Here is a 26502-nt window from a genome sequence, read left to right as displayed (position 1 = left end):
CGGCTCTGCGCGCAAAAAGACAATTGAAGTCTTGTTGTTATACAGATTATGCATAGCCGGCCGCTATAAACTAGCTGCTAGTATTCAAGCCACCATGGCCCCTCCGGAAGGATAATATTAGAGCTTTGTTGATATTTTTCCCAGGAAACCTTCATGCTCGATAGTTTTTCTGGGTAGCGCTCTGAAAGATCCTCCATTTCCGCAGGATCTGACTGAAGGTCGAACAATTGCCACTCGTCATCACCATATGGATCAGGAAGTTTGACTAGCTTCCAGTCACCGACTCTGATTGCTTGTTTACCAAAAACTTCCCATCCCATCGTGAATTCATTGTCGTTAGTTTCTGAATGAGAAGATAAATTGGATACGAATGACCTGCCCTCTATTGGATGTACCGGCCGCCCATCAAATTCGGCCCCATGGTCCTGAATGCCAGCCAATTCCATTAATGTTGGCAAAATATCTTTTACTGAAAGAGGTGCGTGGTAAATTGTAGGTCCTTTCAACCTAGGGTAATAGATAAATGCGGGGGCTATGACTCCCCCTTGTGTTGGAAACCCTTTATACAATCTATGTGCGCCGATACTTGCCTGTGCCCACATTGGCCCTAATCCTATAAAAGAATCAGCATTGCCAATGTTTTCATAGCTATTATCGCAACATTCTTCACCAAATAGCGTAAACAACCTAACCAAAGGGACTATGGTGTCAACCGTATGCCCTTCTGCGCCGTTATCAGATAAAAATACGACAATAGTATTATCTAGTTGCCCAATATCCTTAAGAAAGTTGATCACTTTAGATGTGGCGAAATCAAGGTCATCTATCATGGCCGCATAAACAGCCATACGTTTTGCTTCGTAACGTTTTTCCTGATCCGACAGTGCAGACCAAGGAACAATTTCATCACCATGATATGGCGCGGGCTGCGCATCTTTCTCGATTATCCCAAGCCTTAAAGCGCGGTCCCTACGCGAAGCTGCGATCCTATCGTAACCTTCTAGATATTGATGTTCATATTTTTTAATCGTTTCCTGCTTTGCTTGTAGCGGCCAATGGGGCGCGGTGTATGCTAGGTAACCTAAGAATGGGCGATTTTCTTCTAGATCCAGCTTTATATACTCGATCATTTTTTCCGCATAAAAATCACTCGAATAAAAATCGTCGGGAAGATCTACAGCAATGCCATCTTCTCTAAAACCTGCTCGTCTAGAAAAGGGCTCAGCAGGTAATGCGTTAAACTGTCCAGCACCACCATCGGTTAAAACGAAAGAACGCGTGAACTTATGTGCAGGCGGGCTATTTTCTACAGAAGTGCCAAGATGCCATTTACCGGCAATATAAGTATTGTAGCCAGCAGAACTAAATATTTCGCTCATGCTGGCGGCACTCTTGTTCAAATAACCTTCATAACCGGCCAGCCCTTTTTGGTTCCGAGCGACCGTTGCCTGGTTAAATGCACCGAGGCCAACAATATGGTTATCTACTCCGGTAAGTAGCATGGCTCGTGTAACCGAACACATCGGTCCGGCGTGAAATTGTGAAAATCTCGTGCCGGAGTTAGCAAGTTCATCCAGCGTCGGGGTAGATATCTCTCCCCCAAAACTACCCAAGTCGGTAAAGCCCAAATCGTCCGCCACGATCACCAGTATATTTGGTTTGTTTTTTACCTCTTCTGCTGATTTTTGGGGTTGGAAAATCTCAGGTTGTATTTCATTCGGGGCATCACATCCTGCGCCACAGGCAAGCAAGGCTGCACCCGCAGCTATTGATAGGAACTTAGGGAAAGTGCAACGGACCATATGTTTTCATTATTGGTTGGTAAGTTGTGAAGTCTCGCTCTTGGCGGAGAATCGCTATTGGCAGCATACCATGCGCGCAGTTGCATTCTGTGCTGACTGGTACAAGTCAAAATGAAACTGGCTATTAATTATCCAGCTGCCATGGATCTATACAATCGTGAATATCACGCCTGATATATTAGCAAACAGGGGCTCTGCGTCAACGATGGGTAAATTGACCGAAAATAGCCCATGGAAGCGATCAAATGGTGACAGAAAAAACCATCTGATATATCATCGTTCAAAATTTCACGAGGGCGACAGCATGATTAAAGTATGGAGTTTTGAGTTCAATCAGGTTCCGGGCAAGGCGCTTCCGGATTACTACAACCAAAATCTGGTTCAAAAAACCTTCGATAACAATCTCAACTTGCTTGCCAGCCTCGAGTCGGTAGGCTTTGAAGGCGTGTTTTTCAGCGAGCATCATTTTATCAACTCGATGAGTCCATGCCCGAATCTTTTGGTTGCAGCGCTTGCCGCCAGAACGAAACACATGAAGATCGGCGTCATGGGTAACGTACTACCGTTCCATCAGCCGTGGCGCCTGGCCGAAGAAATTTCGATGCTGGATTACATCACGAGTGGTCGCCTCGAGATTGGGGTATCTAGCGGCGTGCCTCCAGAGTTTTTCTTCATTGATATGCCAATTGATCAAATTCGCCCGCGGTATAAGGAGATTCTTGATTTCCTCCAGATGGCATCAACTGAAACGAAGATTTCGATGAATGGGAAGTATTACAATTTTGATGAAGTAACAATCATGCCGCCTCCCCGCAAGGAATCGCGTCGCCGTCATTGGGTGACAATTTATTCCGACACCTCCTGCCGCGACGCTGCGCATCGCAATTTCAAAGTTTGTACCGGGTTCCAATCTGTTCGGGCGGCCGGTGAGGCGTTTGACGCCTATCGGGATGAAGCTGCGAATCTTGGCCGGGATGTCGGTGTGGATGATATTGGCATTAGACGTCAGATTATGCTGTGGCCAAGTCAATCCGAGGCGGAAGCGCTTCACGCTGAATTTCAAGTCGCTAACCAGGAGCGTATGGCGCAGACCTTCCAGACAGTTTATGACAGACTGAGCCGAGGGCAGGAAATCGAAGCTGAACCGGCTGATTCGGTTAAGCAAAGTGGCGTCATGGATGCTGCCGCTGTACCACATGAAGTAGAAAGCCAATCGAATTCTGTTTCCGTTGACAAGCCAACACTGAATGCCAAAGGTGGATTGGATGTTTCCGAAGATGAGTTCATTTTTGGTACGCCAGCGAACGTGGCAGAACAGATTATCGATCAATGTGAGCGACTCGGGGCAGGCAATATCATGGCGTACCACCCGCCGACGATGGATGAGGCGCAATTGGCGAAAAACTACGAGCTCTGGAGCCAGGTGATTCCGATCCTTCAAAAAGCCAAGCTTGGGGTTCCTGAACCCGCGTAACTCATAAATTGACTTGGCGAATGTTTGAACTCGTTCAAGCATCGCCTTTTAATACAGTCGTACATTATCAGGAGGCGTACTATGTCCTTGACCGGTAAAACCTTGTTTATTTCTGGGGCATCGCGCGGTATCGGGCTTGCGATTGCAAAGCGAGCCGCAAGAGATGGTGCATCGATCGCAATTGCTGCTAAAACCGCAGAGCCGAACCCAAAGCTCCCTGGAACAATCTATACCGCAGCCGAGGAAATAGAACGCGCAGGCGGAAAAGCATTGCCGCTGATTTGCGATATCCGAGACGCAGACCAGATTGAAGCGGCGGTAGAAAAGACTGCTGCCCATTTTGGTGGAATTGATATCTGCATTAATAACGCAAGCGCAATCAGCCTCACATCGACACTGGATACCGATTCCAAACGATACGACCTGATGCATCAGATTAATTCGCGCGGCACCTATTTGGTCTCTCGTGCGTGTATTCCCCATCTCAAGAAGGCTGAAAATGCGCACGTGCTGACCCTTGCCCCTCCGCTTGATCTTGTGCCAGAGTGGTTTGCTCCTTATCCGGCATACGCAATGTCCAAGTATGCTATGAGCATATATTCTATGGCGATGGCCAAAGAGTTTATTGACGAAGGTATCGCATTTAATACTCTTTGGCCGAAGACCTTGATCGCAACTGCAGCGGTAAAAAATATAGTCGCTGGAGAAGAAGGTATCGCACGTAGCAGAACTCCGGAAATCATGGCTGATGCCGCTTATATTATATTAACCAAGCCCAGTCGTGAGTTCACCGGTCATCACCTGATCGATGAAGCAGTACTGGCGAATGCTGGAATCAGTGATCTTCGAGGATATAGAACTGTGCCCGGTGAGGGAGAGCTTGAGTTGGATCTATTTGTGAAAGAGGAGCTACCACTTCCTGAAGGTCTGCTTGTGTAGATTTATTGGTATCTATTCGTTCCAATTAGTCTTTCAGAGGTCGACGGGAATTCGATGAAGAAACAAAAAAATCCAGTTTATGAAGCTGGCTGATGTTTCTTCATACCCTCCAGATACCTGTCCAGCTGCTCCGCATCGTTAAATATTTACGTATTCCTCTATCTCGCTCCCAAAGATTCAAGCGATTGATCTTTGGTGGGGCGACAGAGGCGTGATCGGCTGGTAGGTTCCCATTGAATTGAGTATCAATTTCAATTTCCTCTCTCAAGACAGAAAGTAATTCAGAAGGGGACCTGGCAACACTCTGAACGCTGCTGAACAGCAGAGAAATAGGTGGAATAAAGACGTCTTTTGCCGACCTGCACTCAAGTTCCCAGCGGTAGCACCGGGGAAAAAGCCTGATTTTCAAACAACTTTTCCCGACCTGGCAGGCACCCAAAAGTCAAGCGGCGTATTTGTACAACCACGACTTAAAATTCCTCGGTGTCGATTTCCACCTGAGTTGCAGCCGGGTAACGCGCACCGCTGACGGTGTTGTGGTTTACCAATTCTCCGGCCCGCCGCAGAATGTCGCTGTCAATCCGCAGTGAAGCTGCGCCCAGGTTTTCCTCCAGGTGTGCGAGGGACGTGGTTCCGGGAATAGGTAGAATATACTCGCCCTGAGCCAGTAGCCAGGCCAGCGCCAGCTGGGCCATACTGCACCCGGCCTCCTGCGCCAGTGCGGCAATATCCCCCAGCCACTGCGTGTTTCTGTCGAAGTGCGGCGACTGAAATCGCGGCATCTGCCGGCGAATATCCTTGTCGGCAAAATTTCCCGGATTCTTCACGGAGCCTGCGAGAAAGCCCCGCGCTACCGGAGAGAAGGCTACAAACGCCGCGCCCAGCTCCCGGCAGGCATCCAGCACCGCGATTTCTGCATTGCGTGTCCAGAGGGAATATTCCGTTTGCACTGCGGCGATGGGGTGCACCGCGTGGGCCTTACGCAGCGTCGTGGCACTAACTTCCGACAGGCCAATCGCCCCAATCTTGCCCGACTCCACCATCCGCGAGAGTGCGCCCACACTGTCTTCAATGGGTACGTTATTATCCCAGCGATGCAGGTAATACAGATCGATATGGTCTGTCTGCAGCCGCTGCAATGCCTCATCCAGGGTTTTCAACAGTGTTTCAGGACGGCCGTCAATCACCCGCTTGCCATCCACGCCGGTCATACCGCATTTGCTCGCCAGATGGATATCGTTGCGCAGGGACCTAAGCGCCTTACCCACAAGACGTTCGTTGGCGCCGAATCCGTAGAGTGCCGCGGTGTCGAAGTGGCGTACGCCAATATCGAACGCGCGCTGCAACAGCGCCGTTGCCGCCTGTGCATCCGGTGGCGTGCCATAGGCGTGGCTCAGATTCATACAGCCCAGGCCGATGGCTGGCACTTCAATATTGCAGATGCGGCGACGCTGCATTGGGCTTACCTTTATATGTTCATACGATTTTCTGCGAATCAATCGGTCAACTGCTGTTCGAGGTGGTAGAGCACCTTATAGCAGGGCAACACCTGAGCCACACTTGAATTGGGTTCGCGCCCTTCGCGGATGGCCGCAAAAAACTCGCGGTCCTGCAGCTCGATGCCGTTCATGGACACATCCACGTTGGACACGTCGATCGGCTCTTCCTTGCCATTGACCAGATCGTCGTAACGGGCGATGTAGGTGCCGTTATCGCAGATATAGCGGAAGAAGGTGCCCAGCGGTCCGTCGTTGTTGAAAGACAACGACAGGGTACACAGGGCACCGGATTCAGATTTCATCTGGATAGACATATCCATGGCGATGTCCAGCTCAGGGTGTCGTGGGCCCTGCATGGCGTTGGCGGCAACGATTCTTTCACCGGTCTGATAGGCAAACAGGTCCACCGTGTGCGCAGCGTGATGCCACAGCAGGTGATCGGTCCAGCTGCGGGGTGCGCCGAGCGCATTGGTATTGGTGCGCCGGAAAAAATAGGTCTGCACATCCATCTGCTGGATACTCAGTTCGCCCGCGCGCAGTTTTTTATTCACATACTGATGCGATGGATTGAAACGGCGAGTGTGGCCGACCATACACACCTTACCGGTTTCCCGCTGCACTTTGAGTACTTCCTCCGCCTCGGCCCAGCTATCCGCGAGTGGAATTTCAACTTCGACATGCTTGCCCGCCTTCATACACTGGATGGCCTGGGCCGCGTGCATTTGTGTTGGCGTACACAGAATCACCGCATCCACTTCGGGCAGTGCCAGCGCTTGTTCCAGTTTGGTGCCAATGTGGCCGATGCCATATTTATCTGCAACCGCCTGTGTCTTGTCCAAATCGCGTCCGATCAGGGATATAACTTCTACGCCATCGATATTTCGGATGGCCTCCAGATGTTTAATACCGAACGCGCCGGGGCCGGCCAATGCAATTTTCATGGATGATTTACCTTAATCTTTGAATCAGAGTTTTCCCGCTTGCTTCGGCGTAAGGACGCACGCACCAGCGGTCAATCGGTATTTTCCAAAATCAGATGTCCCACCGCCGTATTGGAGGCGGGAACATGGTAAAAGCGGTGTTTCTGTTCCACCTCGGTATTGAGCGCGCCGCGCATGATCAGCCACATAACCAGTTCGATACCTTCGGAACCCGCTTCGCGCACATAATCGATATGTGGCACCTTGGCCAACCCGTCCGGGTCGTAAACCAGGCGCTCGAGAAACGCGTTATCGAAATCCTGGTTGATCAGCCCCGCGCGTGGCCCCTGGATCTGGTGGCTCATACCGCCAGTGCCCCAGATCTGCACATTCAGATCTTCATCAAAACTCTCCACTGCCTTGCGCAGGGCCTTGCCCAGCGCATAACAGCGGCTGCCGGAGGGGGGCGGGTAGAGCACCACGTTGACCGCGATCGGAATAATCTTGCACGGCCACTCTTCCGGCTGGCCAAACAACAGTGACAGCGGTACGGTTAGGCCGTGGTCAACATCCATCTTGTTAACGATGGTGAGGTCGAAATCCTGCTGAATCACCGACTGGCAGATATGCGCGGCGAGGCGCGGGTGGCCCTGCACTGTGGGTACCGGGCGCGGGCCCCAGCCTTCGTCGGCGGGGGAGAAGCTTTCCGCACAGCCCACCGCGAAGGTCGGGATCAGATCCATGCTAAACGCGGTGGCGTGGTCGTTGTATACCAGCAGGATCACGTCCGGCTTCTGCTCGGCAATCCACTTTTTGCTGTATTCATAGCCGGCAAAGACCGGCGCCCAGTAGGGCTCGTTCTGTTTGCCCAGATCAACGGCGGCGCCAATGGCCGGGACATGAGAAGTCGCCACGCCAGCGGTAATTTTTGCCATGATTATTGTTCCTCCTGTCCGACGGCACGCTCGGAAAGATAGCGGTTGCCCTCCGGTGAGCGGCCGCCATTCAGCATCATTTGTGCGTATTCTTCCTGGCTCATGCCGGTCATGGTAGAGACCGCCTGCTGAAAGCTCAGACCGTCGGTGGAAAACAGCTTCGCCAGAAAATAGATATTGCCGCCGAGTTTCATCATGCGGTTGTAATCGCGCGCGAGAAGCGCCTGCTTCTGCTCTTCGCTCATGGGCCACTCATCGAGATAGGCGCGCTCGCCGGCCTTGAAACGCTCGCGGTTTTCCGCCTTCATCAGTGACATACAGAACTGATTGAGGTGGTACCCGAGGCGCCCCATATCTGCGTCAAAAATCGTAGTGCCGGGAACATCGTCGTAGGGTTTATGCAGTGACACAGTCGACTTCCTCCGGCCAGTAAAGACGCATCGGGTTATCCACTAGCAGTTTGCGCTGTAGTTCTTCCGTAACCGCGATGCGCGGAATCATATTCACCAGTTCACCATCGTCCGGCATATGACTTTTCATATTCGGGTGCGGCCAGTCGGTTCCCCACAATACGCGGTCGGGAAAAGTTTCCACGATACGGCGGGCAAAAGGCACCACGTCGTCGTAGCCGTGAGGGCCAACTTGCGACAGGCGCTCCGGACAGCTCACCTTGGACCAGAAATTTTCATTCTCCGTCAGTAACTTGACGAACAGATTGAACTCTTCGCCATCGACCGGCTTGCTGACATCCGGGCGGCCCATATGATCCACCACCACGGTGGTGGGCAGTGAGGTGAAGAAATCGTACAGCTCGGGCAGCTCCTGAGATTCGAAGTAAATCACAATGTGCCAGCCCAGCGGTTTGATCTTGTCGGCGATGGCGCCGAGGGTATCGAATGGCAGCGCATCCACCAGACGCTTGACGAAATTGAAGCGCACACCGCGCACGCCGGCGGCGTGAAGCGCCTGCAGTTCTTCCTCGGTAATATCCTCCGTCACCGTGGCCACACCGCGGGCGCGCCCATCGGAGTGCTCCAGGGCGTCCACCAGAGCGCGGTTATCAGCACCGTGGCAGGTAGCCTGCACAATCACATTGCGACTGAAACCAAGGTGTTCGCGTAGCGCCCACAGCTGATCCTTCGACGCATCGCAGGGGGTGTATTTGCGCTGCGGGGCATAGGGAAACTGATCGCCAGGGCCGAATACGTGGCAGTGGGCATCCACCGCCCCCGCTGGTGGGCAGTAACTCGGTTTAACTGGTGCCGGGTGGTACTGCAGCCAGTCGGCATCCATGGTAAATTTTTCACTCATCTCAGCGACCCCGCGCTTTCAGAGATGCATCCAAACGCGGGTAAACCCGGCGAGCGTTGCCTTCGAATACTTTGTAACGGTCTTCTTCTGAGAGATCGAGCGCTTCAAGGTAACGTTTGGTGTCATCGAAATATTGACCGGTTTGTGGATCGATACCGCGCACCGCACCCACCATTTCCGAGCCGAACAGAATGTTGTCGATATCGATCACCTTGAACAGCAGGTCGATACCCGGCTGGTGATAGACGCAGGTGTCGAAGTAGACATTTTTCATTACATGCTCAGCCAGCGGCGGGCGCTTTAACATGTCGGCGAGACCGCGATAACGCCCCCAGTGATAGGGCACGGCGCCGCCGCCGTGGGGGATGATAAATCGCAGTTCAGGAAAATCGCGGAACAAGTCGCCCTCGATAAACTGCATAAACGCGGTGGTATCGGCATTGATGTAGTGGGCACCGGTGGCGTGGAAATTGTGATTACACGAGCCGGATACGTGGATCATGGCCGGCACATCCAGTTCGACCATTTTTTCAAAGAAGGGATACCAGCTCTTGTCAGTCAGCGGCGCGGAAGTCCAGTGACCGCCGGAGGGGTCCGGGTTGAGGTTGCAGCCGATAAAGCCCAGCTCGTTGACGCAGCGTTCCAGCTCGTCGATGGAGTTCGCAATGGAAACCCCCGGCGACTGGGGCAGCTGGCACACGCCGATAAAGTGTTCCGGGTAGAGATCCACCACGCGCTTGATCAGATCATTGCAGGCGCGTGTCCACTGCTGGGACACCGCTTCATTGCCTACGTGGTGTGCCATGGCCGATGCGCGCGGGGAAAAGATGGTCATGTCCGCACCGCGCTCGCGCAACAGGCGCAGCTGGTTTTCCTCCACGCTCTCGCGGATTTCGTCGTCACTGATGGACGGCGGGTTTGGCAGCGGCTGACCGCCCGCAAAAGCCGCGAGTTGTGCCTCGCGGAAGGTCTGGTGCGGCGCCGGCGCCGTGGTGTAGTGACCGTGACAATCGATAATCAATGGCTTATTCATGGATTTTTTCCAGCTCGTTTATCTGATCGAGAATCGCATTCAGCATCGGGACCAGCTCCTGGTGCTGCAGCACCGGTTTGAACCCCGCCGCCCATTCCTGCCGCTCCACACAGCCGCTGCTCATATGCGGTGATATCCCGGCCTCCTGTACCGTGCGGGCAACTTCTCGCATTTCTTCGGCACGACGCGCACCGTGCTCCACGCTGCGGGAAATCATGTAGCGGGCATGGGCCGGCCAGTCCGGCATGGGAAACAGGTTGCTGAGGGATTCCAGTACCGCGCTCTCCACACCGTAGTGACGGGCAGAGAGCAGAGATTCGGCAATCAGCGCTTCCATTCCCTTGATCATGACGCTGCGGCACATTTTGGTGGCGGCGGCGCGGCCCACCTGTTCACTGCAGAAGCGCATGCCACTGAACCCCAGCGCCTGCCCCAGCGGCAAAAATTCCTGCGCGTGGGGGCCGCCGAGCAATATCGGTGACTGCAGGCGCGCGGGCTCGATGGGCGACATGATCGATGCCTCTACGAAGCGCCCGCCCTCGGCGTCGATGCACTGCGCCAGTCGCTGCTTGGTGCCCGGGGAGACAGAATTCAGATCCAGAAAGAAAGCCCCCGGCTCCAGCCCAGACAGCAGGCTCTCCGCCGCAGCCAGCGCCTGCCCGGCAGTGACTGCCGAAATCACCAGTTCGCAACCCTGCACCGCAAGCGCTGGCAGCTCCTCGAATTCGATGCCGGGGTAATCGGCCATTGCGCGACGGGCGCGGCTGCCGGGCTTCAACAGTAATTTGTCCGTGACCCGCAGCTTCAGGTGCGGCGCGTGTGCATGCAGGCCGCGCGCGAGCACCTGACCCACCTCGCCGAATCCCAGTAAGCAGATTTTGGTAATGGATATGTTTTTCATGCCGACAGACTAAACAGAGGGCTGTATCCGAGCCAATGGAATAGCGTTACACAGCCATGAAAAAAGTTATTGTGTTTTACGTTTGCCCAGTCCATGCAGCTTCTCTACTGTCGACGACACCAGGTGAAAACTCTAAAAATACACTGTATACAGACGAAATCCGGCGGTATTCTTGCAACGAAGAGAATCGCCCAATAATGAGAAAACCTTTTGGACATTACCTTTACCCAGGGCGTACCGCACATCAGCCTGCGCCACCTGAAGGCGATGCTGTACGTAGCCCGGCACAAAAATCTGACCCGCGCCGCGGCGGTACTCAACCGCTCCCAGACCACCATCACCAAGGCCATCGGCGAACTCGAAACCCAGCTGGGACTGCCGCTGTTTGAGCGCACACCGGGAGGCATGTTGCCTACCCGCTACGGCGACTGCCTGGCGAGCTGGGTGGCCCTTGCGGAAGCGGAATTCCTCAACGCGGGACGGATCTACCGCGATTACCGCAACAGCAGCGCCGACGCATCCAACCTGCCAATTTTTTCCATGACCATCAGCTACAAGCGGCTGGCTTCGTTTATCGCCCTGTACGATCACCGGGACGTCCGCGTTGCCTCGGAGCAGCTCGAGGTGACACCTGCCGCGGTGTCCGGAGCGGTGCGACAGATCGAAGACCTGCTGGAGCTGTCACTGTTCGAGCGCGGTCCCGGCAGTACCGACTGCACGCCGTTCTGCGAGCACCTGGCGCGGCATATCAAGTTGGCATTTGCCCAATTGCGCCACGGCCTGGACGAACTTGCGAGTCTCGACGGCAACGTCCGGGGCAGCGTGGCCATCGGCACGCTGCCCTACACCCGTACGGTGCTAATTCCGCGGGCCATCAACCGCCTGCTGGCGACCTATCCGGAGCTGCAGGTTTCCACCAGTGAGGGGCGCTACACCCAATTGGAAGTGGCACTGCGCTCGGGAGACCTGGACTGCATCGTCGGTGCAACCCGCCCGGCCATCGACGACAAGGGGCTCTGCGGTGAAACCTTGCTCGAAGACCAATTGGCGATCATCGTGCGCTGCGGCCATCCACTGATCCGCCGCTCCAACCTGACCCTGGCGGATCTGATGGATTACCGCTGGATACTGCCCGCCCGCCACACGCCGGCGCACTTTCTGTTTCGGCAGTTGTTGCAGGAGCACACGCTTCCGGAACCGCATAAAAGCGTCGAAACCAGCTCCCTTTCCACCGTGCGCGGCCTGCTGCTGGAGAGCGATAGCGTCGCCCTGCTGTCAGAGCACCAGATTTACTTTGAACAGCAATCCGGTGTCCTGACGGTGCTGCCGGTCGCGCTGGAAAAAACCAGCCGTCCCATCGGCGTCACCACCCGCGCGCATGCGCGACTCTCGCCCGCCACCGAACTGTTTCTCAGAGAACTGCGCGCGGTCGCCGCAGAGTTCCCGGACGCAATGCCCGGCTAGCCCACGCTGTCATAGGGCAGGCCGACGTAGTTCTCGGCAATGGTGCGTCGTCCGGCATCGCTGCTCAGGGTGTAATCCAGCTCCGCCTCGATCAGCTTGCGCTCAATATCGTCGTTTTCCAGCTTGTGCAGCATGGTGGTCATCCACCAGGAAAACCGCTCGGCTTTCCAAATGCGGCGTAGGCAAGTTTCCGAGTATTTTTCCAGCAGATCCGTACGGCCCTCCCGGTAAACTCGGGTCAGAATGCTGTAGAGCGTATGGATATCACTTGCCGCCAAATTTAAACCCTTAGCGCCGGTAGGTGGCACGATATGCGCGGCATCGCCGGCGAGAAACAGGCGGCCGTACTGCATTGGCTCGGCCACGAAACTGCGCAGCGGCGCGATACTTTTTTCCAGAGATGGACCCGTGACCAGTTTGTCCGCCGCATCCCGGGGCAGACGGGATTTCAGCTCATCCCAGAAACGCTCGTCAGACCAGTCTTCCACTTTTTCACTGAGCGGCACCTGCACGTAGTAGCGGCTGCGGGTCGCGGAGCGCATGCTGCACAGAGCAAAGCCGCGCTCGTGCTTGGCGTAGATCAGTTCATCGGATACCGGCGGCGTATCGGACAGCAGGCCTAGCCAGCCAAAGGGATAGACGCGCTCGTATTCGCGCAGGACATCACCAGGAATACTCTTGCGGGAAACACCGTGGAAGCCGTCGCAGCCGGCGACGTAGTCGCACTCGAGGCGGCAAAGCTCACCGTCCTTTTCGTAGGTGACATAGGGCGCGTCGGATTTCAGTTGATGCAGCTGTACCTGACCGGCCTCGTAGACAATGGGGGCACCGCTGGCATGGCGCGCTTCCATCAGGTCCCGGGTCACTTCCGTCTGCCCGTAGACCATCACCGTGTCGCCACCGGTCAACAGCTTGAGATCGATACGCTCACGGCGCTCCCCCACCACAATCTCAAAGCCGTCGTGCACATGCCCCTCGGCGTCCATGCGCTGGCTGACCCCGGCTTCGCGCATCAGCTCGACAAAACCCTGCTCCAGCACACCGGCGCGGATACGCCCAAGCACATATTCCGCCGACTGGCGCTCGAGAATGACATTGTCGATACCCTGCTTGTGCAGTAACTGCCCCAGCAGCAGGCCGGAGGGGCCGGCACCGATAATCGCAACCTGGGTTTTCATCGCGGTTCTCCACTTTTTATTATTAACCGGCTTGCATTTTCGATTGACGTCCCGTGCCTTAGAAGGCAATTTAGACAAACAAAATTGGACTTTTCGAAGATTCTCCGAATTATTTCTGCAAACCCGAGGCGGGTCTGAATGCGCACCCAAAAAACGCCAATTCCCCTGTTCAAGCTGTATGGAGAAACGGATGCGAGCTGGCCCACACCGGATCTGATTCACTGCGAAACCATCGCCGAGCGCAGCCGCCTGTACGACTGGACAATAAAACCCCATCGCCATTCCGATCTGGTGCACCTGCTGTACTGTCAATCGGGTGATGGGCAAGTGTCGCTGGATGGAGTTACACAACCACTGCGCACACCCTGCGTCGTGCTGACCGCCCCCATGAGCGTGCACGGTTTCGAGTTTTCCCACGATGTGGAGGGCTATGTTGTGACCCTGGCGCCGCCGCTACTCAAGCAACTGAGGAGCACCCTGGGAAACCAGCAGTCGCTATTGCAGAACAGTTATTACCTGGACGCTCAGGCAGAAAGGTCTGTATTCGACAATTTGTTTGCGACCCTGAATCACGAATACGCGAACTGGGCGCAGGGACGGGAGGTATTGATTGAAGCGACGGTAAACGCGCTGATGATTCTGCTGGGGCGCCACGTCAGTGCGCGCGCGGAAAAAACTTCTCTGACCCCGGATCGCGGCAGCCAGCACTATGCAGGCTTTATGCGAAAGGTAGAACAGTGCTATCGCCGGCACGATTCGATTGAGGTATACGCCGAAGAGCTGGGAATTACTGCTGCGCATCTCAACACCCTGTGCCGGCGCTTCGCCGAGCGCTCGGCACAGCAGTTGATTCACGAGCGCCTGTTGCTGGAAGCCAAGCGCAACCTGATTTACACCGCCCTCACCATCAGCCAGATATCCGATAGCCTGGGCTTCAATGAGCCGGCTTACTTCACCCGCTTTTTCAAGCGGCTTGCCGGTACCTCACCGAGAGAATTTCGCCGGCGCAGCCAGGCATGAAAGCGCCAGCGCCGCCTTCAGGATTTACGATTTGAAATAATCGTCCAGGGTATCCAGATACTTGAAGCCGTGCTCTTCAAGGCGCGGGCGCATATTGTACAGATCGATACCCAGTACACCGGCGGCGAGTTTGTCCCGCTTTTGCGCTTCCAGTTCTTCCCTCGCAATCCCGGCTTCCATCACGGACTCGGCCTGCGCTCGCTCAACCACAACTACGCCATCGTCATCCGCCACCACCACATCGCCTGGGTAAATCAGCTGGCCGGCACACACCACCGGTACATTCACCGCCCCCAAAGTGTTCTTCACCGTACCTTTAGCGGAAATCGCGCGGGACCAAACCGGAAAATCCATTTCCTGCAGCTCGCACACATCGCGGCAACCGGCGTCGATAATCAGTCCGCGCACACCGCGCGCTTTTGCCGAGGTCGCGAGCAGGTCGCCGAACATGCCGTCGGTATTGTCTGTGGTACAGGCAACCACCAGCACATCGCCCGGCTGGCACAGCTCGATGGCCACATGCAGCATCCAATTGTCACCGGGCTGCGCCATTATGGTCACCGCGGTACCGCCAATACGCGCGCCGGGGTAAATGGGACGCATATAGGGTTTCAACAGCCCCACACGCCCCTGCGCTTCATGCACCGTGGCCACACCCAGCTTTCCCAGGGAGGTTGCGGCTTCAATGCGGGCGCGCTCGATATGCTTGATGGCTACGGTTTTCATGCAAATTTCCTCAACAGGATTCGGGAAGATATAAGTCGCCGCGACTCAGCAGGCGGGCAGTACGCAATAATCCGGCCTGGCGGACCACCGGCAGGTCACCGTCGCGATCGATGTCCAGGCTGACAGAGAACTCTCCGGAAGGGTGCTCCACCGACAGTTGCAGTGGATTGCCTTCCACCAGTCGGGCGATACCCTCGGCCACAGACCCGGGCAGAATGCAGGCGGTTGCCGCCGATACGGCACCGAGTACGCCGATGGAGGTATGGCACTGGTAGGGAATAAACGTGCGGGTGTTGATCACACCGCCCTGCTGCGGCGCCGAAATCAGGCACATTTTCGGCACCGCCGCGCCGTCCACGTTGCCCAGATTCATCTTTGGCCCCAGCTGCAGGCGAATGGATTGCAGCTTCTGTTTAAGCGCATTATTGGCGTTGAGTTCTGCCGGCGGTTCATCGCCTCGAATCCCCAGGTCCGTAGCGCGCAGCACCACCACGGGCATACCGTTGTCGACACAGGTCACTTCGATACCATCGACCACGTCGATTACATTTCCCGTTGGCAACAGCGAACCACAGGCGGAACCGGCTACGTCCATGTAATTGCAAATCACCGGGGCGGAGGTGCCCGGCACCCCATCGATACGGGCATTGCCGGCGTAATTCATTGCTCCACCGGGAGTCTGCAACACCAGTTCGCAGACTTTGCCGCTGTTGACCATGTGCACGCGCAGGCGGGTTTCGGAATCCTGTGCCGGGAACAGGCCGGATTCGATCGCAAAGGGCCCCACGCCGGCGAGGATATTGCCGCAGTTTGGTGTGGTATCCACACGGTTCTCACCCACCACCACCTGGACAAACAGATAATCGACATCCGCATCTTCCCGGGTGGCTGGGCCCACAATGGCCACCTTACTGGACAGCGGATCACCGCCGCCGAGGCCGTCGATCTGACGGCTGTCACGCCCCACAATATCCAGCAGCCACTGGTCCCGCAGCGACGCTTCAGCGGGCAAGTCCGCGGCCAGAAAATACAATCCTTTCGAACTGCCGCCGCGCAAATGCATATAGGGAATGGCTCGTTGGTTCATGGGGCACCGGGATTACAAGGCTTGAAAACTGGTGCCAGTATAAATTTTCGCAAGTAGGCAGCGGCAATGGGATTTACTGCGAGCGGTATGAAAAAAGTTTCGCTGAATGCGCAATGAAGCCAACATTTTTCTAGAGTCCAGTGACTTGCCCCAATCTTCCAGGCCTGCTTCTTAACGGGCTCTTCCTTCAGGAAAGGCCATATCTCGGACAATAACCGTTTACAAACATGTATAAGTGTGCACAATCATGCACGGGATAGGCAGAAATGTATGCAAACAAGAGGTGGGGCAGTTGTGGCAAGAGATGAGCAAGAAAAAATGCTGGCAGGAGAGCTCTACGATCCTCGAGATTCGGTACTTGTCACCGCCCGAGAACGCGCTAGGGATCTATGTCGGGATCTAAACGCAAGTAGGGAGAGGGATCAGGAGGAGCGCCGCCGTATCTTGCGTGAGTTATTCGGAGCCGGTGGTGAGAGTGTCTGGGTGCAACCACCATTCTTCTGCGATTACGGCACCAATATTAGTCTTGGCAAAGACTGTTTTTTCAACTTCAACTGCGTTGTCCTCGATGTATGCCAAGTGAGCATCGGCAACAATGTCTTGTTCGGCCCAGCTGTGCAGGTATACACAGCAATGCACCCTCTGGATGCAGAATTGCGCCGTTCAGAGGAGTTTGGCAAACCAATCTCCATCGGTTCTGACGTTTGGGTAGGGGGGGGAGCAATCATATGCCCTGGGGTTAATATCGGTTCCCGGTCCGTGATAGGTGCAGGAAGCGTTGTGACTCGAGATATACCTTCCGATGTCTTTGCGGCAGGTAATCCATGTCGCGTGATACGCACAATATCATCAGACAAAAAGTAGTCCGAAATGAACAAAAGTGATATTCCGCTGGCAAGACGCGATCGAATCGCAGAACGTTTACTCGGGGGCGAAGCTGTAGTCGCAGCAACATTGGCAGTCGAGTTTGGCGTATCGGAAGATGCGATACGTCGAGACTTGCGAGCGCTCGCAACCGATGGGCTATGTCGCCGGGTTTATGGTGGAGCTCTCCCAATATCTCCCGCCAATACACCAATAACGGATCGAATAAAGGAAGGGCAAGAGAAGAAAACCGCACTTGCGGAAATAGCAGCTTCCACAATTCAGCCCGATGAATTTATATTTCTTGATAACAGCAGCACTCACCTTGTGTTGGCAGGCCTACTCCCAAAAGATTACAACTTAACAGTCGCCACCAACTCAATCCTAATTGGATCAGCGCTTCTGACAAGAAAAGACTTGTCTCTGATCCTAATTGGAGGAACGGTTAACAATCAAATAGGAGGATCCGTTGATGCTTCAGCTATTTACAGTCTCAGTCAAATGAATATTGATCGCGCGTTTATCGGTGCTTGTGCCGTTTCCTTTCAATCTGGAGTCAGTGCATTTGATCATGCAGATGCCAGTTTCAAGCGAACGCTAGTATCCTCGAGTCGCCAAAGGACTGTAATCGTTACAGCAGAGAAAATGGGGACGAGAGCCCGACATAAATTTTCGGAAATTGAGGATATAGATCAGTTCATCCTTGACAAGGACTGCCCAAAAGAAGAAGTTGACGCGTTAGTTGGCATAGGGAAAACCATTCTTTCAGATTGAGTCTATTGATAGGCCCAATTTTTTGAACTCGGAAAGTTAATGTACAAGTGAATGAAAACATTTATTCACCAAGCATTATTCCTGTAAGTGGCTTCGCGGATACAAAGCGTAACTACACAATAAATACGTATTCTTAGAAAACTAAAAAACATAATCATTACAGGTTTTTATAGCCTCTGTCACCGGAAAGTTTTGTATGCAGCCTTCCAGCTTCTTACCCAACTATTTATCAACAAAAGCACTATTTATGGCGGCAGGAGTGGGTTTTTCCTGTTGGATATTCATTATTCAACTTACAAATCAGCGCTTAGGTGCGGATCCTTACACGCTCAAGCAGTGGCTATCTATCTTAAGTGCCAGTTCAGCTACAGCAGTCTTGGCCATATTGAGCTCAAGTCGCATAGATAGCAGATGGGTCTTAATGTCAGCCGGGTTAGCTCTCGTGCTTTGCCTGTTGACTCTTCCATACGCTAGCTCTTCCATTTTACTAACAGGGGTATTGACTATTTATGGAAGCTCCCTCGGCGTACTAATTTTTACGATGAACTACTACTCAGCAGAAATGGAGCGGAGATCAGATCGATGGCTGCTCTCCAAATTTTATGGATTATTCAGCCTAGGAAGCATTATTTCAGGTGGTTTATTGTTGTTCTTGGGTTCGATAAGTACCTACTTATTTTTTGATGGAATTCTATCCATCTCTCTAATTCTCATGGTCATATTTGTCTTTGCCTTAGTTTTTTTGCCTAAAACTGAGGGAAAACTTACTTTCTTCCTCATTTTCCCCAGGGGGGAAATACTAGTATCCGCTCTTTTGGCTGCAGTCTTATTCTTTGTCGAAAGTGCAATTTTATACTGGTGCGTTTTTGTGAACTTTGCCAAAGTTCAATCATTCACGGCAAATGTATGTTTGACCGGTTTGGCAACGGTATTGGGGGTTCTTACTGGTCGTTTTCTTGGTGATAGCACCATCATGCGATTTGGAAATAGATCAGTACTATTTTGGGGAGGCATAATTTCTATTGTTGGATGTATGCTCCTACTTTTTGAAAAAGGGGTCACTCTTTATTCCGCAGGGTTATTCTTAATCGCCCTAGGAATGTCAAATGTTATTCCTATCCTATTTCGTCGAGCAGACTCCCAATCCGATATGCCGCCCACCACAGCCGTATTAGCCATTGGTACATTCGGATACTTAGGTGTTTTGACGGCGCCATTAATAATTGAAATTTTTTTAAATTCGAGTTTATCTCAGTCATTACCATTAATTTTGATAATAATGACTATGATTTCAATAATTCTACTGCTTGCAAAATATGTTATAAGGTATGAAAACTATACACTTTAGTTATGTATATATTTTTAAGGATGGGGCTGTAGTGGTCAACTGATTCCGGACAGTTAATTAAGTTTCTCTTCGGCCTTTGCAGGCGGAATGCCGTCGTAGTGTTGATGGGGATGTTCCCAGTTGTAACACAACATCAGATAGTGGCTGATGTCTCGGCTCGCCTCTGCAATGGAGTTGTAGCCGAGAGAAGTTACCCTCTCGCTTTTCAGGCTTCGGAACAGTCTTTCCATCGGTGCATTGTCTCTGTAGTTGCCACGGCGACTCATGCTCTGGGTCATCCGCTACCGCCACAGGCGCTGCTGGAAAAGGTGGCTCGCATATTGGCTGCCCTGATCAGAATGGAACATGACACCTTGCGGTTTTCCTCGCTGCTCCCAGGCCATTTCCAACGCCTTTACCGTAAGTGCGGCATCATTGGTTTTGATTTCAGGTTTGGTCACCTTCATCAAAACCGGTAAACCGCTTCTCTTCGAGGAGATGTGTGAGATTTGGTCTGAACTAATCCGCATTATGTTAACGGGGTGAGGGGGATTGCCCGTCTAGTTGGTGGATTACTATAGTCTCTGATATAACCCCTCAAGATAATGTTGCAAGCTTTACGCAGTTTTTTCAGATGAATGTGGAGGCGATCTATGTATTTTTCGGTATGCCTCTGAACTATTATATTTCCACTGAGTTACCCTTCATCAAATATAGACTTCATGGAAATCAATTCTTCCATAAAGCTTCCAAATACTGATATCCCTGTTTCGCACTGTCTCTGAAAATCATCTATTTTAATGAGTGATGGGATTGATGTCGGCGTAATTTCATCCAGGGAAATGCCTGGATGACTGTCAACTCTGGACGAGTGTACTCGGGAATCAATTAAATCCGAAGAGTCAATGCACTCTTTAGTTTGCCCGGACGACAACCGCACTTCTCTTGGGTTTAATACATTTACCACTGCAGCTTCACAAGGTAAATCGTCTTGAACCCTATTGGCAAATTCCAATAGTTTCGGTTCAGCTACAATAAACATATAAGCATAGGGATAATTGTTTGGCGTCACGCGCAGTATTCTTCCCAATACCTGCCTGAAATGTAACTCAGTTTTTATTCTTGATAAATGACAGCATACTTGCAATCTAGGAACATTTGTACCCTCACTAATCATGCCAACAGATATTACCCATTGATCCGATGAATTCTTAAAATTTTCTAATACGTTGTTTGCATTGGGTGTTTTGTGTGTAATTAATACTGATGGCACAGCATAGGTTTCTTCCAATATTTTACGGATCGATACTGCATGCGCGACAGAGGATGCAACTATTAATCCTGCGGCATTACAATCGAATTCTCTAATTCTACTAAGCTTGCTGATAGCTCTACCTAGTATATCTTCCTGTATATCGGGATTGTTTAACAACAATTGTAATGGTAATTTTTCTGCATTGAGAAAATCCCTAATGCTTTTATATCGAGATTCACTATTTTCAGAATTTCGAGTTACGGATATCCCGCTGTTGTCAATTGCTATTATGCGCGGAATACGACATACCTTGTCTCGGATGGCCTCCTGCAAGCCATAGATATAATCCGACTCAAGTATTCCAGTATTATTTGAATACCGTGCAAGTGCTACGGGTAATTTGTCAGAACGCCAAGGTGTACCAGAAATCGAAAGGGTAAATTGTGCACGGTCACTTATTTTGTCGAGTATTATTTCTCCCCAAGCGTTTCCAAGTATTGAGGTGTCACCACCGCAGTGATGAATCTCATCAAATATGACAAAGATTCTGTATTTACTAAAAAGCGACCAAAAATCTTCCTCTAAGAATCCGAGCGACTGATAGGTCAGTACAATCCCGTGCGATCCAATGCTGCCGTTCATACTTCTTCCAGTATGATGAGCCAGATCTTCTGCGAAGCTGTTTTTAGTTGCCTGTGTAGGCGTAAGGCATAGAATTAAATCTACTAAATTACTTTTTAGAAGCTCTGCGGCTAATACTGAAGCCATTGTTGTCTTCCCTGCACCTGGTGTGGCAACAGCAAAGAAATTATCCTCGCCAGATTGGTATTTATGAAGGGCGAGGCCAATACAATTGGATTGCCAGTTCCTCAGTTTCATACTGAATTTCCGAGCTTCTCTATGAGGCTCTCAAGAGCTTTCACCTTTCCCAGTGTTCGGCAGTTTTCATCAACCGCTGCATTAAAGCGTGCTGAAGCCATTTCCCTAAGTTCGGGATATGAATCTCTGATCCTTTTGTACTCTTCTATTTCACTTAATTGGCTGACCACAGACAAACTGTGCTGGCTAAGTTCATGCATCAATTGCTTTGATATCGAGCTGGATTGAGAGGGGAGCGATTCTTCAGTTTGGGCAAAGTCACTTTTACTCTTTGGGTTTCGCGGGGTGGTGCTGTAGTTCGGTAGGTTCGGTCCGGCTAAAAAATAGACTCTGTTCGAACCGTCAAAGTGAAAGCGATCAAGCCAGCCTTTTCGGGCAAAACTGGCAAATTTGCTATTCACCCAGCGGCGCAGCGCTGCCCGATCTAAACCGGTAGCTGGGGCTCTTTTTGCAAGTTCATCTCTAACGCGGGTTACAACAATTTGCTCATCCCTGAGTTCTTGGAGTATCTCCAAAAGGATCTCATTTCTTACTGCAGCAGACATAAAGGGTCACATCATAAGGAAAAGAGGATTATATGCCGTGGCCGAATAGTCCTCAACAGGGGAAGAATGCCTGCTGGCATATGATGGGTAGCAGACGTGACCAGACTAGGGTCTCTTTTCGGCCAAAGGGTCAAGATCGAGAGGAAGAAGAGGGGAATCTCACAAGAAGCTCTGGCCTTGCGGGCAGGGATCGATCGTAGCCATATGAGTCGGATCGAGCGTGGGATAGTGGGGGTTACCCTTGAGAAGGTCTATCGCATCGCCATCGCAATAGATTGCGAACCAGCGGATTTATTGCCCCCTAAAAACACCCCTTTGGACTAGGTTGATTGGAGCTCCGACCACTGGCTACCACTGAACCCCTTAACCCGGTAGGGCGTTAAGAAGCCGTCATTGATGCCGTCTTTTAGTGAATAAATATAAGCGGGCTGGCCAAAGTATTCATAGGTGTCCACGTTGTCCGTGCGTTTCGGAGTGGCTGTTAAGCCCATATGCACGGCGCTACTGAAATGATCAAGAATGGCTCGCCAGGAGCCCGCTTCATTGGCAGCACCAAGGTGACATTCATCTATCAAAACCAGATCAAAGAAATCCTTGGGATAGGCTTTGTAATAGCCATCGATGTTTTCCCTTTCTGCAATCGCCTGATAAATAGCAAAAAAAATGTGGGCGTTGGTTGGCACCACACCATTGCGTTTGCGCACCTCCTCGCCATTGATTTTGATCAGGTCTTTTTCATAAGGGTTGAAGGTGTTAATAGCCTAGTCGGCCAGGATATTACGGTCGGCCAGAAACAGAACGCGTGGCCTGCGTGAACCGGGGTTATTTCGGTTCCAGCGCGCCTGAAATACCTTATGAACAATTTGAAAGGCGATGAAGGTTTTACCGGTACCGGTGGCCAGTGTGAGCAAAATGCGGGATTTGCCTTTGCCGATGGCATCGGTAGCCGCATGAACTGCCAGCTCTTGGTAATAAGGTGGCTGCATGGCCCCTTCTAAATGGAAGGGGATGTTTCTCAGTTCCTGACTTAAATCTGTGGTTTCACCGGCATAACGCTTTTCCAGCTCAGTAGGCGTTGGGTAGAACTCAATGTAATCGCCTTTACCTGTTTCCAGATCGAATTCGTAGGTTTGTTTGCCGTTACTAGAATAGACGAAACGAACGTGGAGCTTGTTCGCATAGTCAATGGCCTGTTGCAGGCCTTTAGTTGGGTGCTCGGATTCTTTCTTGGTCTCTACTACAGCCAAGTGGCGGTTGTCTTTGTGAAGCAAGTAATCCACGAAGCATCGTCGCCCACGTATGCCTTCAGCCATCTTTCTGCCGTCGGTGAAGTAATGCTCCCGAATGGTATTGCTGGGTTGCCAGTCTTCTGCCCGTAAGGCTGGATCGATAAAATTTGCTCGGGTATCTGCTTCAGATGCCATCAGGATACTCCGTGGTCATTTGGGTTTGGCACCAACTCCAGCAGGTCGCCCACAGTGCAATGGAATAGTACGCAGATCTGTTCAATGGCTTCCAGATCCACTTTCTGTGCTGTCTGTTTATACAGCAAGGTCACTGTGGCGCGGCTTAACCCCGTTTCTCTTGCAACGTCGGCAATACGCGTTTTGTGCTCGCCCATCATGCGGACGAGATGGCAGCGAATCATGTGTCTAATCTTATTTAGATGTATGGGTTTGACGCACAAAAAGATTCACATGCAGCGTGAACTGGCGCACTATTTTGCAAGTTCAGCTGATATTTTATGAGCTGGCCCGTGGGTGTTCTGGAAGAGCTAGCCCTGAGGTGGCGTCTATCTGAGGGAAAAATATAGAAAATGAGATTGCAGGCTTTTGCTGCAAGGCCTTCACCGAGAATTTCGCTTCGTACTGAGCGGGAGGGTGGGGTTTGGAAATGGTGGGCCCTCCCAGGCTTGAACTGGGGACCTACCGATTCTGGTAATCCATAACTTTCGTTATGGCCTGGACTATATCATCACCCTCAGCTTTATCTGTTTGGGTGTCGGACGCTGTTGGTGTCTTACGTGACGAGATCGCGTCACACCACCTAGTCTCTGAACCTTCTCAGGACGCTTCCTGAGCTTGGCTGCTGATCGGCATATTTCTTACGAAACTTAGCTTTCCAGCAATTCATCCGATTTTTCCACGCTGTATTACTACAGCGGGTCACAATTAAAACTATGAGTCGGGTGCTCTAACCAACTGAGCTAAGGGCCCATTTCCAAGGGATGGTGAGTTTACCTCACTTGCGACCTAAATTTTAAGTGCTAAATCTGTACACTTTTTATCCGTTTCGGCCATTATAAATGTGCAAAAGCCAAAACAGGGCTCTTCCCCGCGACACCTCTCGCTTTCGGCTCAAATAAAGGTGCAAACAGAAACTACCTTACATAAGAACCTGCGACCAATCGATTATGAGTCGACTGCTCTGACCAACTGAGCTATAGGCCCAAAGGGAAGCTCGCGCCTTGCGCGAGGGGAAGGGAAATTACTTGATTTTTCCCGGCAGATCAACGGCTTTGCCGTGGAGACTTTGCTGCGGGGTTGGCCGGGGGCGCGGGTGAAATATCACCAGGCCCAGTTGAAGCCGAGGTTGGCGCTGCCGCCGGACCAGTTCAGGTCGTCCAGCGAACGCTGATAGCCCACATTGAAAAAGGCGCTGCCGAGCTGGTGTTCCAGCAGTACCACGCCGCCGCCGAACTCGCCCCAGGTTGCCTGGCGTTCGAGGTTGGTCTGCAGTTTGGTATCGAACAGCAGCTGGTCGTTGCCACCGAGGGTGTGCCACATATTGCCAAACAGGTAAAAACGCAGCCGGCCGTCGAACCACGGTGTGTCGGTGTTATAGCCCCGCAGGCCGGCGCGGAAGTTGGCCTCCGGGGTCATGTCCGGTTCCACCCAGGAAATGCCGTCGTCGAACGCGCTGAGGTTGCTGTAGTTGAGCACGACCTGTAGCTGCGGTTCCAGATTGAGGTGCTCCGTCATCTGCCAGGTAAAGCCTTTTTCCATGGACAGGGTGAGTTGCGGGCCGGTGACGGTGTCACCGATACCGCGCGAGGATCGGCTTTCCAGCTTCAGGTAGGCGACCTTGGCGGTGACATCGAGGTAGCCCATATCCGGGCGGTAGTTGTTGAAGTAGTAGCCGATGTGGTGGCTGGTGAGCTGGTTCTGCCCGGCGTCGTAATCGGCGAAGCCGCGCGCGAAGCCGGTGACATCGCCACTGGCGCGGGTGCTGCCGACAAACAGGCCCATTTCACGGGCGCCGCCGGTGCAGGTGGGGCCGGACCAGAGGTTGGTGCCGAGCTGCACGCCGGTGATATTACCGTCGAAGCGGTTGCTGGTATCCCCGCGCCAGTTGTAATCGGCACTGGTGTGATGCACGCGCATCCAGTCGTCGTTGACCCCGTCAAACCAGCTGCGCTGTTCTCCCCGGCGTTTGTGATAGCTGCCGATCTCCTGCAGCGAGGTCAGGCGCGCAAGGGATTTGGCCTGGGCATAGAGGGGAATTTCCGGGCGGTACAGGCGTATTGGTGCACTGCCCGCAGAAGGCGCTGGCGCCGTGAGTGGGATCGCCGCTTCGCCAATGTCGGCCGTTGCCGCGGCAATGCCTGCGCCGCTGGTGAAAGCAAACGCGGCTGCAGGGGTGGACGGGCTGGTAGCCGGTGCGTCGCCGGGCAACAGGTTCGAGCGCAGGTACCAGTTGTCTGCATTTGCTGCATCGCGGCCACCGCGGAACAGGAAGTATTCATAAGGGCCGGCGGAGATGGACTCGGTCATGTAGAAGGCGTTGTCGGCGGTGGTGGCGCCGCCGCGGGTTTCCACCACCAGGATACCGTCCTGGGTGTCGGCGCCGCTGCCGGTCAGGCGGTTGAACTGCAGCAGGGTATTGCCGCCGGCACTGCCGCCGCTGATCACCAGGCGGTCCGCGAGACTGTCGTCCCCTCCTGCCACCATGTCCATGCGAATGGTGCCGCTACCGGTGTAATTCCCCTGGATCATCAGCAGATTGGCGCTTTTGCCGCTCATATCGATCAGCCCGTGATTGGTCACGGTGAGCGATTGGCTGCCGCTTGGAAACACGCCAGCGCTGTAGAGTGGCAGCAGCAGGGCGCTGTCGCTGTCGATCCTCAACTGGCCCGGCCACTGGTCTTCGTCCCCCAAGACCAGGTGAGTGTCGAGGGTGAGGCGGGAGCCGTTTTCCAGTGCCACGGTTTCCCAGCGCCGCAAACGCGCGGGATTGGCGAGGCTGAGGCCTTGGATCGTCAGGCTATCGCGGCCGTTGCCACCGTCGAACTGGAGGTCTTGGTCGCTGCCTGCAGCGCTGCTGGCGGTCAGTGTGTAGAGATCGTCGCCGCTGCCAAAGCTCAGCGGGGTCGCCGCGGTCTGGGCGAGGGCGCTGGTGGCGGCCAGCGGGGTGAGCAGGAGTGACAGCAAGACGCGGTGCGGCGTCGGCGCGCTGGCGCAGGACGCACCGGCAGCGCGGAGGTACGACAACATGAATCCGTCCCTGGTTCGTTATTGGTACTGAGTGTGCAGATCCGTTGCACACACCAACTGGTACGATGGTTCCAGA

At 53.0% G+C, this 26502-nt stretch carries 23 protein-coding genes and 2 pseudogenes; 8 read left to right on the top strand and 17 right to left on the bottom strand.

The window, feature by feature from the left end; translation table 11 throughout:
- Window positions 1-77 precede the first annotated feature (77 nt).
- Window positions 78-1802: an arylsulfatase gene (locus R5R33_RS07730; RefSeq protein WP_318955444.1), complete on the bottom strand. Its 1725-nt coding sequence runs from the start codon at window positions 1800-1802 to the stop codon at window positions 78-80.
- A gap of 205 nt (window positions 1803-2007) precedes the next feature.
- On the opposite strand from R5R33_RS07730, the gene R5R33_RS07725 reads away from it, so the two are divergent.
- Together R5R33_RS07725 and R5R33_RS07720 are read left to right on the top strand one after the other, a co-directional pair.
- Window positions 2008-3276, top strand: a complete 1269-nt coding sequence (locus R5R33_RS07725) for an LLM class flavin-dependent oxidoreductase (protein ID WP_318955443.1) — start codon at window positions 2008-2010, stop codon at window positions 3274-3276.
- Window positions 3277-3357: 81 nt separating this feature from the next.
- Window positions 3358-4215 (top strand): SDR family oxidoreductase, encoded by an 858-nt coding sequence (locus tag R5R33_RS07720; RefSeq protein ID WP_318955442.1) that lies wholly within the window; start codon window positions 3358-3360, stop codon window positions 4213-4215.
- Between the two features lie 470 nt (window positions 4216-4685).
- Here R5R33_RS07720 and R5R33_RS07715 read toward each other — a convergent pair whose 3' ends face one another.
- The 7 genes from R5R33_RS07715 to R5R33_RS07685 all read right to left on the bottom strand — a co-directional run bounded on the left by R5R33_RS07715 (window position 4686) and on the right by R5R33_RS07685 (window position 10814).
- Entirely contained in the window at window positions 4686-5672 is a 987-nt protein-coding gene (locus R5R33_RS07715) for an aldo/keto reductase (RefSeq protein ID WP_318955441.1), read from the bottom strand.
- Between the two features lie 38 nt (window positions 5673-5710).
- Entirely contained in the window at window positions 5711-6655 is a 945-nt protein-coding gene (locus tag R5R33_RS07710) for a Gfo/Idh/MocA family oxidoreductase (RefSeq protein ID WP_318955440.1), read from the bottom strand.
- Between the two features lie 71 nt (window positions 6656-6726).
- Entirely contained in the window at window positions 6727-7569 is an 843-nt protein-coding gene (locus R5R33_RS07705; RefSeq protein WP_318955439.1) for a class III extradiol dioxygenase subunit beta, read from the bottom strand.
- 2 nt (window positions 7570-7571) lie between these two features.
- Window positions 7572-7979: a protocatechuate 4,5-dioxygenase subunit alpha gene (gene ligA, locus R5R33_RS07700; protein ID WP_318955438.1), complete on the bottom strand. Its 408-nt coding sequence runs from the start codon at window positions 7977-7979 to the stop codon at window positions 7572-7574.
- Window positions 7966-8880: an amidohydrolase family protein gene (locus tag R5R33_RS07695; protein WP_318955437.1), complete on the bottom strand. Its 915-nt coding sequence runs from the start codon at window positions 8878-8880 to the stop codon at window positions 7966-7968. Before R5R33_RS07695 ends, ligA begins: the two co-directional genes overlap by 14 nt.
- 1 nt (window position 8881) lies before the next feature.
- The gene (locus R5R33_RS07690; RefSeq protein ID WP_318955436.1) at window positions 8882-9913 is read right to left on the bottom strand and encodes an amidohydrolase family protein; all 1032 of its coding nucleotides are present in this window, start codon (window positions 9911-9913) and stop codon (window positions 8882-8884) included.
- Window positions 9906-10814, bottom strand: a complete 909-nt coding sequence (locus tag R5R33_RS07685) for an NAD(P)-dependent oxidoreductase (protein ID WP_318955435.1) — start codon at window positions 10812-10814, stop codon at window positions 9906-9908. Before R5R33_RS07685 ends, R5R33_RS07690 begins: the two co-directional genes overlap by 8 nt.
- 210 nt (window positions 10815-11024) lie before the next feature.
- Here R5R33_RS07685 and R5R33_RS07680 point away from each other — a divergent pair, with 210 nt between their 5' ends.
- Window positions 11025-12278 (top strand): LysR family transcriptional regulator, encoded by a 1254-nt coding sequence (locus tag R5R33_RS07680; protein WP_318955434.1) that lies wholly within the window; start codon window positions 11025-11027, stop codon window positions 12276-12278.
- Here R5R33_RS07680 and pobA read toward each other — a convergent pair.
- On the bottom strand, window positions 12275-13456 hold the full coding sequence (gene pobA / locus R5R33_RS07675) for a 4-hydroxybenzoate 3-monooxygenase (RefSeq protein ID WP_318955433.1): 1182 nt from the start codon (window positions 13454-13456) through the stop codon (window positions 12275-12277). The two genes, R5R33_RS07680 and pobA, sit on opposite strands and share 4 nt — an antisense overlap.
- A 138-nt stretch (window positions 13457-13594) precedes the next feature.
- On the opposite strand from pobA, the gene R5R33_RS07670 reads away from it, so the two are divergent.
- Window positions 13595-14476, top strand: coding sequence for a helix-turn-helix domain-containing protein (locus R5R33_RS07670; RefSeq protein ID WP_318955432.1), 882 nt, complete (start codon window positions 13595-13597; stop codon window positions 14474-14476).
- Window positions 14477-14500: 24 nt separating this feature from the next.
- Here R5R33_RS07670 and R5R33_RS07665 read toward each other — a convergent pair whose 3' ends face one another.
- Complete coding sequence (locus R5R33_RS07665; protein WP_318955431.1) at window positions 14501-15202, bottom strand: 4-carboxy-4-hydroxy-2-oxoadipate aldolase/oxaloacetate decarboxylase; 702 nt, start codon at window positions 15200-15202, stop codon at window positions 14501-14503.
- A 10-nt stretch (window positions 15203-15212) separates the two neighbouring features.
- Window positions 15213-16289, bottom strand: coding sequence for a 4-oxalomesaconate tautomerase (locus R5R33_RS07660; RefSeq protein ID WP_318955430.1), 1077 nt, complete (start codon window positions 16287-16289; stop codon window positions 15213-15215).
- Between the two features lie 270 nt (window positions 16290-16559).
- Here R5R33_RS07660 and R5R33_RS07655 point away from each other — a divergent pair, with 270 nt between their 5' ends.
- The 3 genes from R5R33_RS07655 to R5R33_RS07645 all read left to right on the top strand — a co-directional run bounded on the left by R5R33_RS07655 (window position 16560) and on the right by R5R33_RS07645 (window position 19275).
- The gene (locus tag R5R33_RS07655) at window positions 16560-17153 is read left to right on the top strand and encodes a sugar O-acetyltransferase (protein WP_318955429.1); all 594 of its coding nucleotides are present in this window, start codon (window positions 16560-16562) and stop codon (window positions 17151-17153) included.
- A 6-nt stretch (window positions 17154-17159) separates the two neighbouring features.
- Complete coding sequence (locus tag R5R33_RS07650; protein ID WP_318955428.1) at window positions 17160-17927, top strand: DeoR/GlpR family DNA-binding transcription regulator; 768 nt, start codon at window positions 17160-17162, stop codon at window positions 17925-17927.
- Window positions 17928-18123: 196 nt separating this feature from the next.
- The gene (locus tag R5R33_RS07645; RefSeq protein WP_318955427.1) at window positions 18124-19275 is read left to right on the top strand and encodes an MFS transporter; all 1152 of its coding nucleotides are present in this window, start codon (window positions 18124-18126) and stop codon (window positions 19273-19275) included.
- Window positions 19276-19328: 53 nt separating this feature from the next.
- Here the strand turns inward: R5R33_RS07645 and R5R33_RS07640 are convergent.
- From R5R33_RS07640 to R5R33_RS07630, 3 genes and pseudogenes are all read right to left on the bottom strand, one after another.
- Window positions 19329-19688 (bottom strand): annotated as a pseudogene (locus tag R5R33_RS07640) (DDE-type integrase/transposase/recombinase); the annotation flags it as partial.
- Between the two features lie 263 nt (window positions 19689-19951).
- The gene (locus tag R5R33_RS07635; RefSeq protein ID WP_318955426.1) at window positions 19952-21388 is read right to left on the bottom strand and encodes a DEAD/DEAH box helicase; all 1437 of its coding nucleotides are present in this window, start codon (window positions 21386-21388) and stop codon (window positions 19952-19954) included.
- Window positions 21385-21933, bottom strand: coding sequence for a hypothetical protein (locus R5R33_RS07630; protein WP_318955425.1), 549 nt, complete (start codon window positions 21931-21933; stop codon window positions 21385-21387). The genes R5R33_RS07635 and R5R33_RS07630 overlap by 4 nt, the downstream gene beginning before the upstream one ends.
- Before the next feature lie 96 nt (window positions 21934-22029).
- Between R5R33_RS07630 and R5R33_RS07625 the strand changes: the two genes are divergently transcribed.
- Window positions 22030-22257 carry a helix-turn-helix domain-containing protein gene (locus tag R5R33_RS07625; RefSeq protein WP_318955424.1) on the top strand — a complete coding sequence of 76 codons (228 nt, stop codon included), beginning with the start codon at window positions 22030-22032 and terminating at the stop codon, window positions 22255-22257.
- Here R5R33_RS07625 and R5R33_RS07620 read toward each other — a convergent pair.
- The 3 genes and pseudogenes from R5R33_RS07620 to R5R33_RS07610 all read right to left on the bottom strand — a co-directional run bounded on the left by R5R33_RS07620 (window position 22254) and on the right by R5R33_RS07610 (window position 26426).
- A pseudogene (locus tag R5R33_RS07620) lies at window positions 22254-23246 on the bottom strand (DEAD/DEAH box helicase family protein). The gene R5R33_RS07625 and the pseudogene R5R33_RS07620 sit on opposite strands and share 4 nt — an antisense overlap.
- Before the next feature lie 110 nt (window positions 23247-23356).
- Window positions 23357-23581: a helix-turn-helix domain-containing protein gene (locus R5R33_RS07615; RefSeq protein ID WP_318955423.1), complete on the bottom strand. Its 225-nt coding sequence runs from the start codon at window positions 23579-23581 to the stop codon at window positions 23357-23359.
- 919 nt (window positions 23582-24500) lie between these two features.
- Complete coding sequence (locus R5R33_RS07610; RefSeq protein WP_318955422.1) at window positions 24501-26426, bottom strand: autotransporter family protein; 1926 nt, start codon at window positions 26424-26426, stop codon at window positions 24501-24503.
- Between the last annotated feature and the right edge of the window lie 76 nt (window positions 26427-26502).

It is taken from the genome of Microbulbifer pacificus, assembly GCF_033723955.1.
Taxonomy (GTDB): Bacteria; Pseudomonadota; Gammaproteobacteria; order Pseudomonadales; family Cellvibrionaceae; genus Microbulbifer; species Microbulbifer pacificus.
Note: the sequence above shows the minus strand (reverse complement) of the source record. Positions and strands in the feature narration are given on the sequence as shown.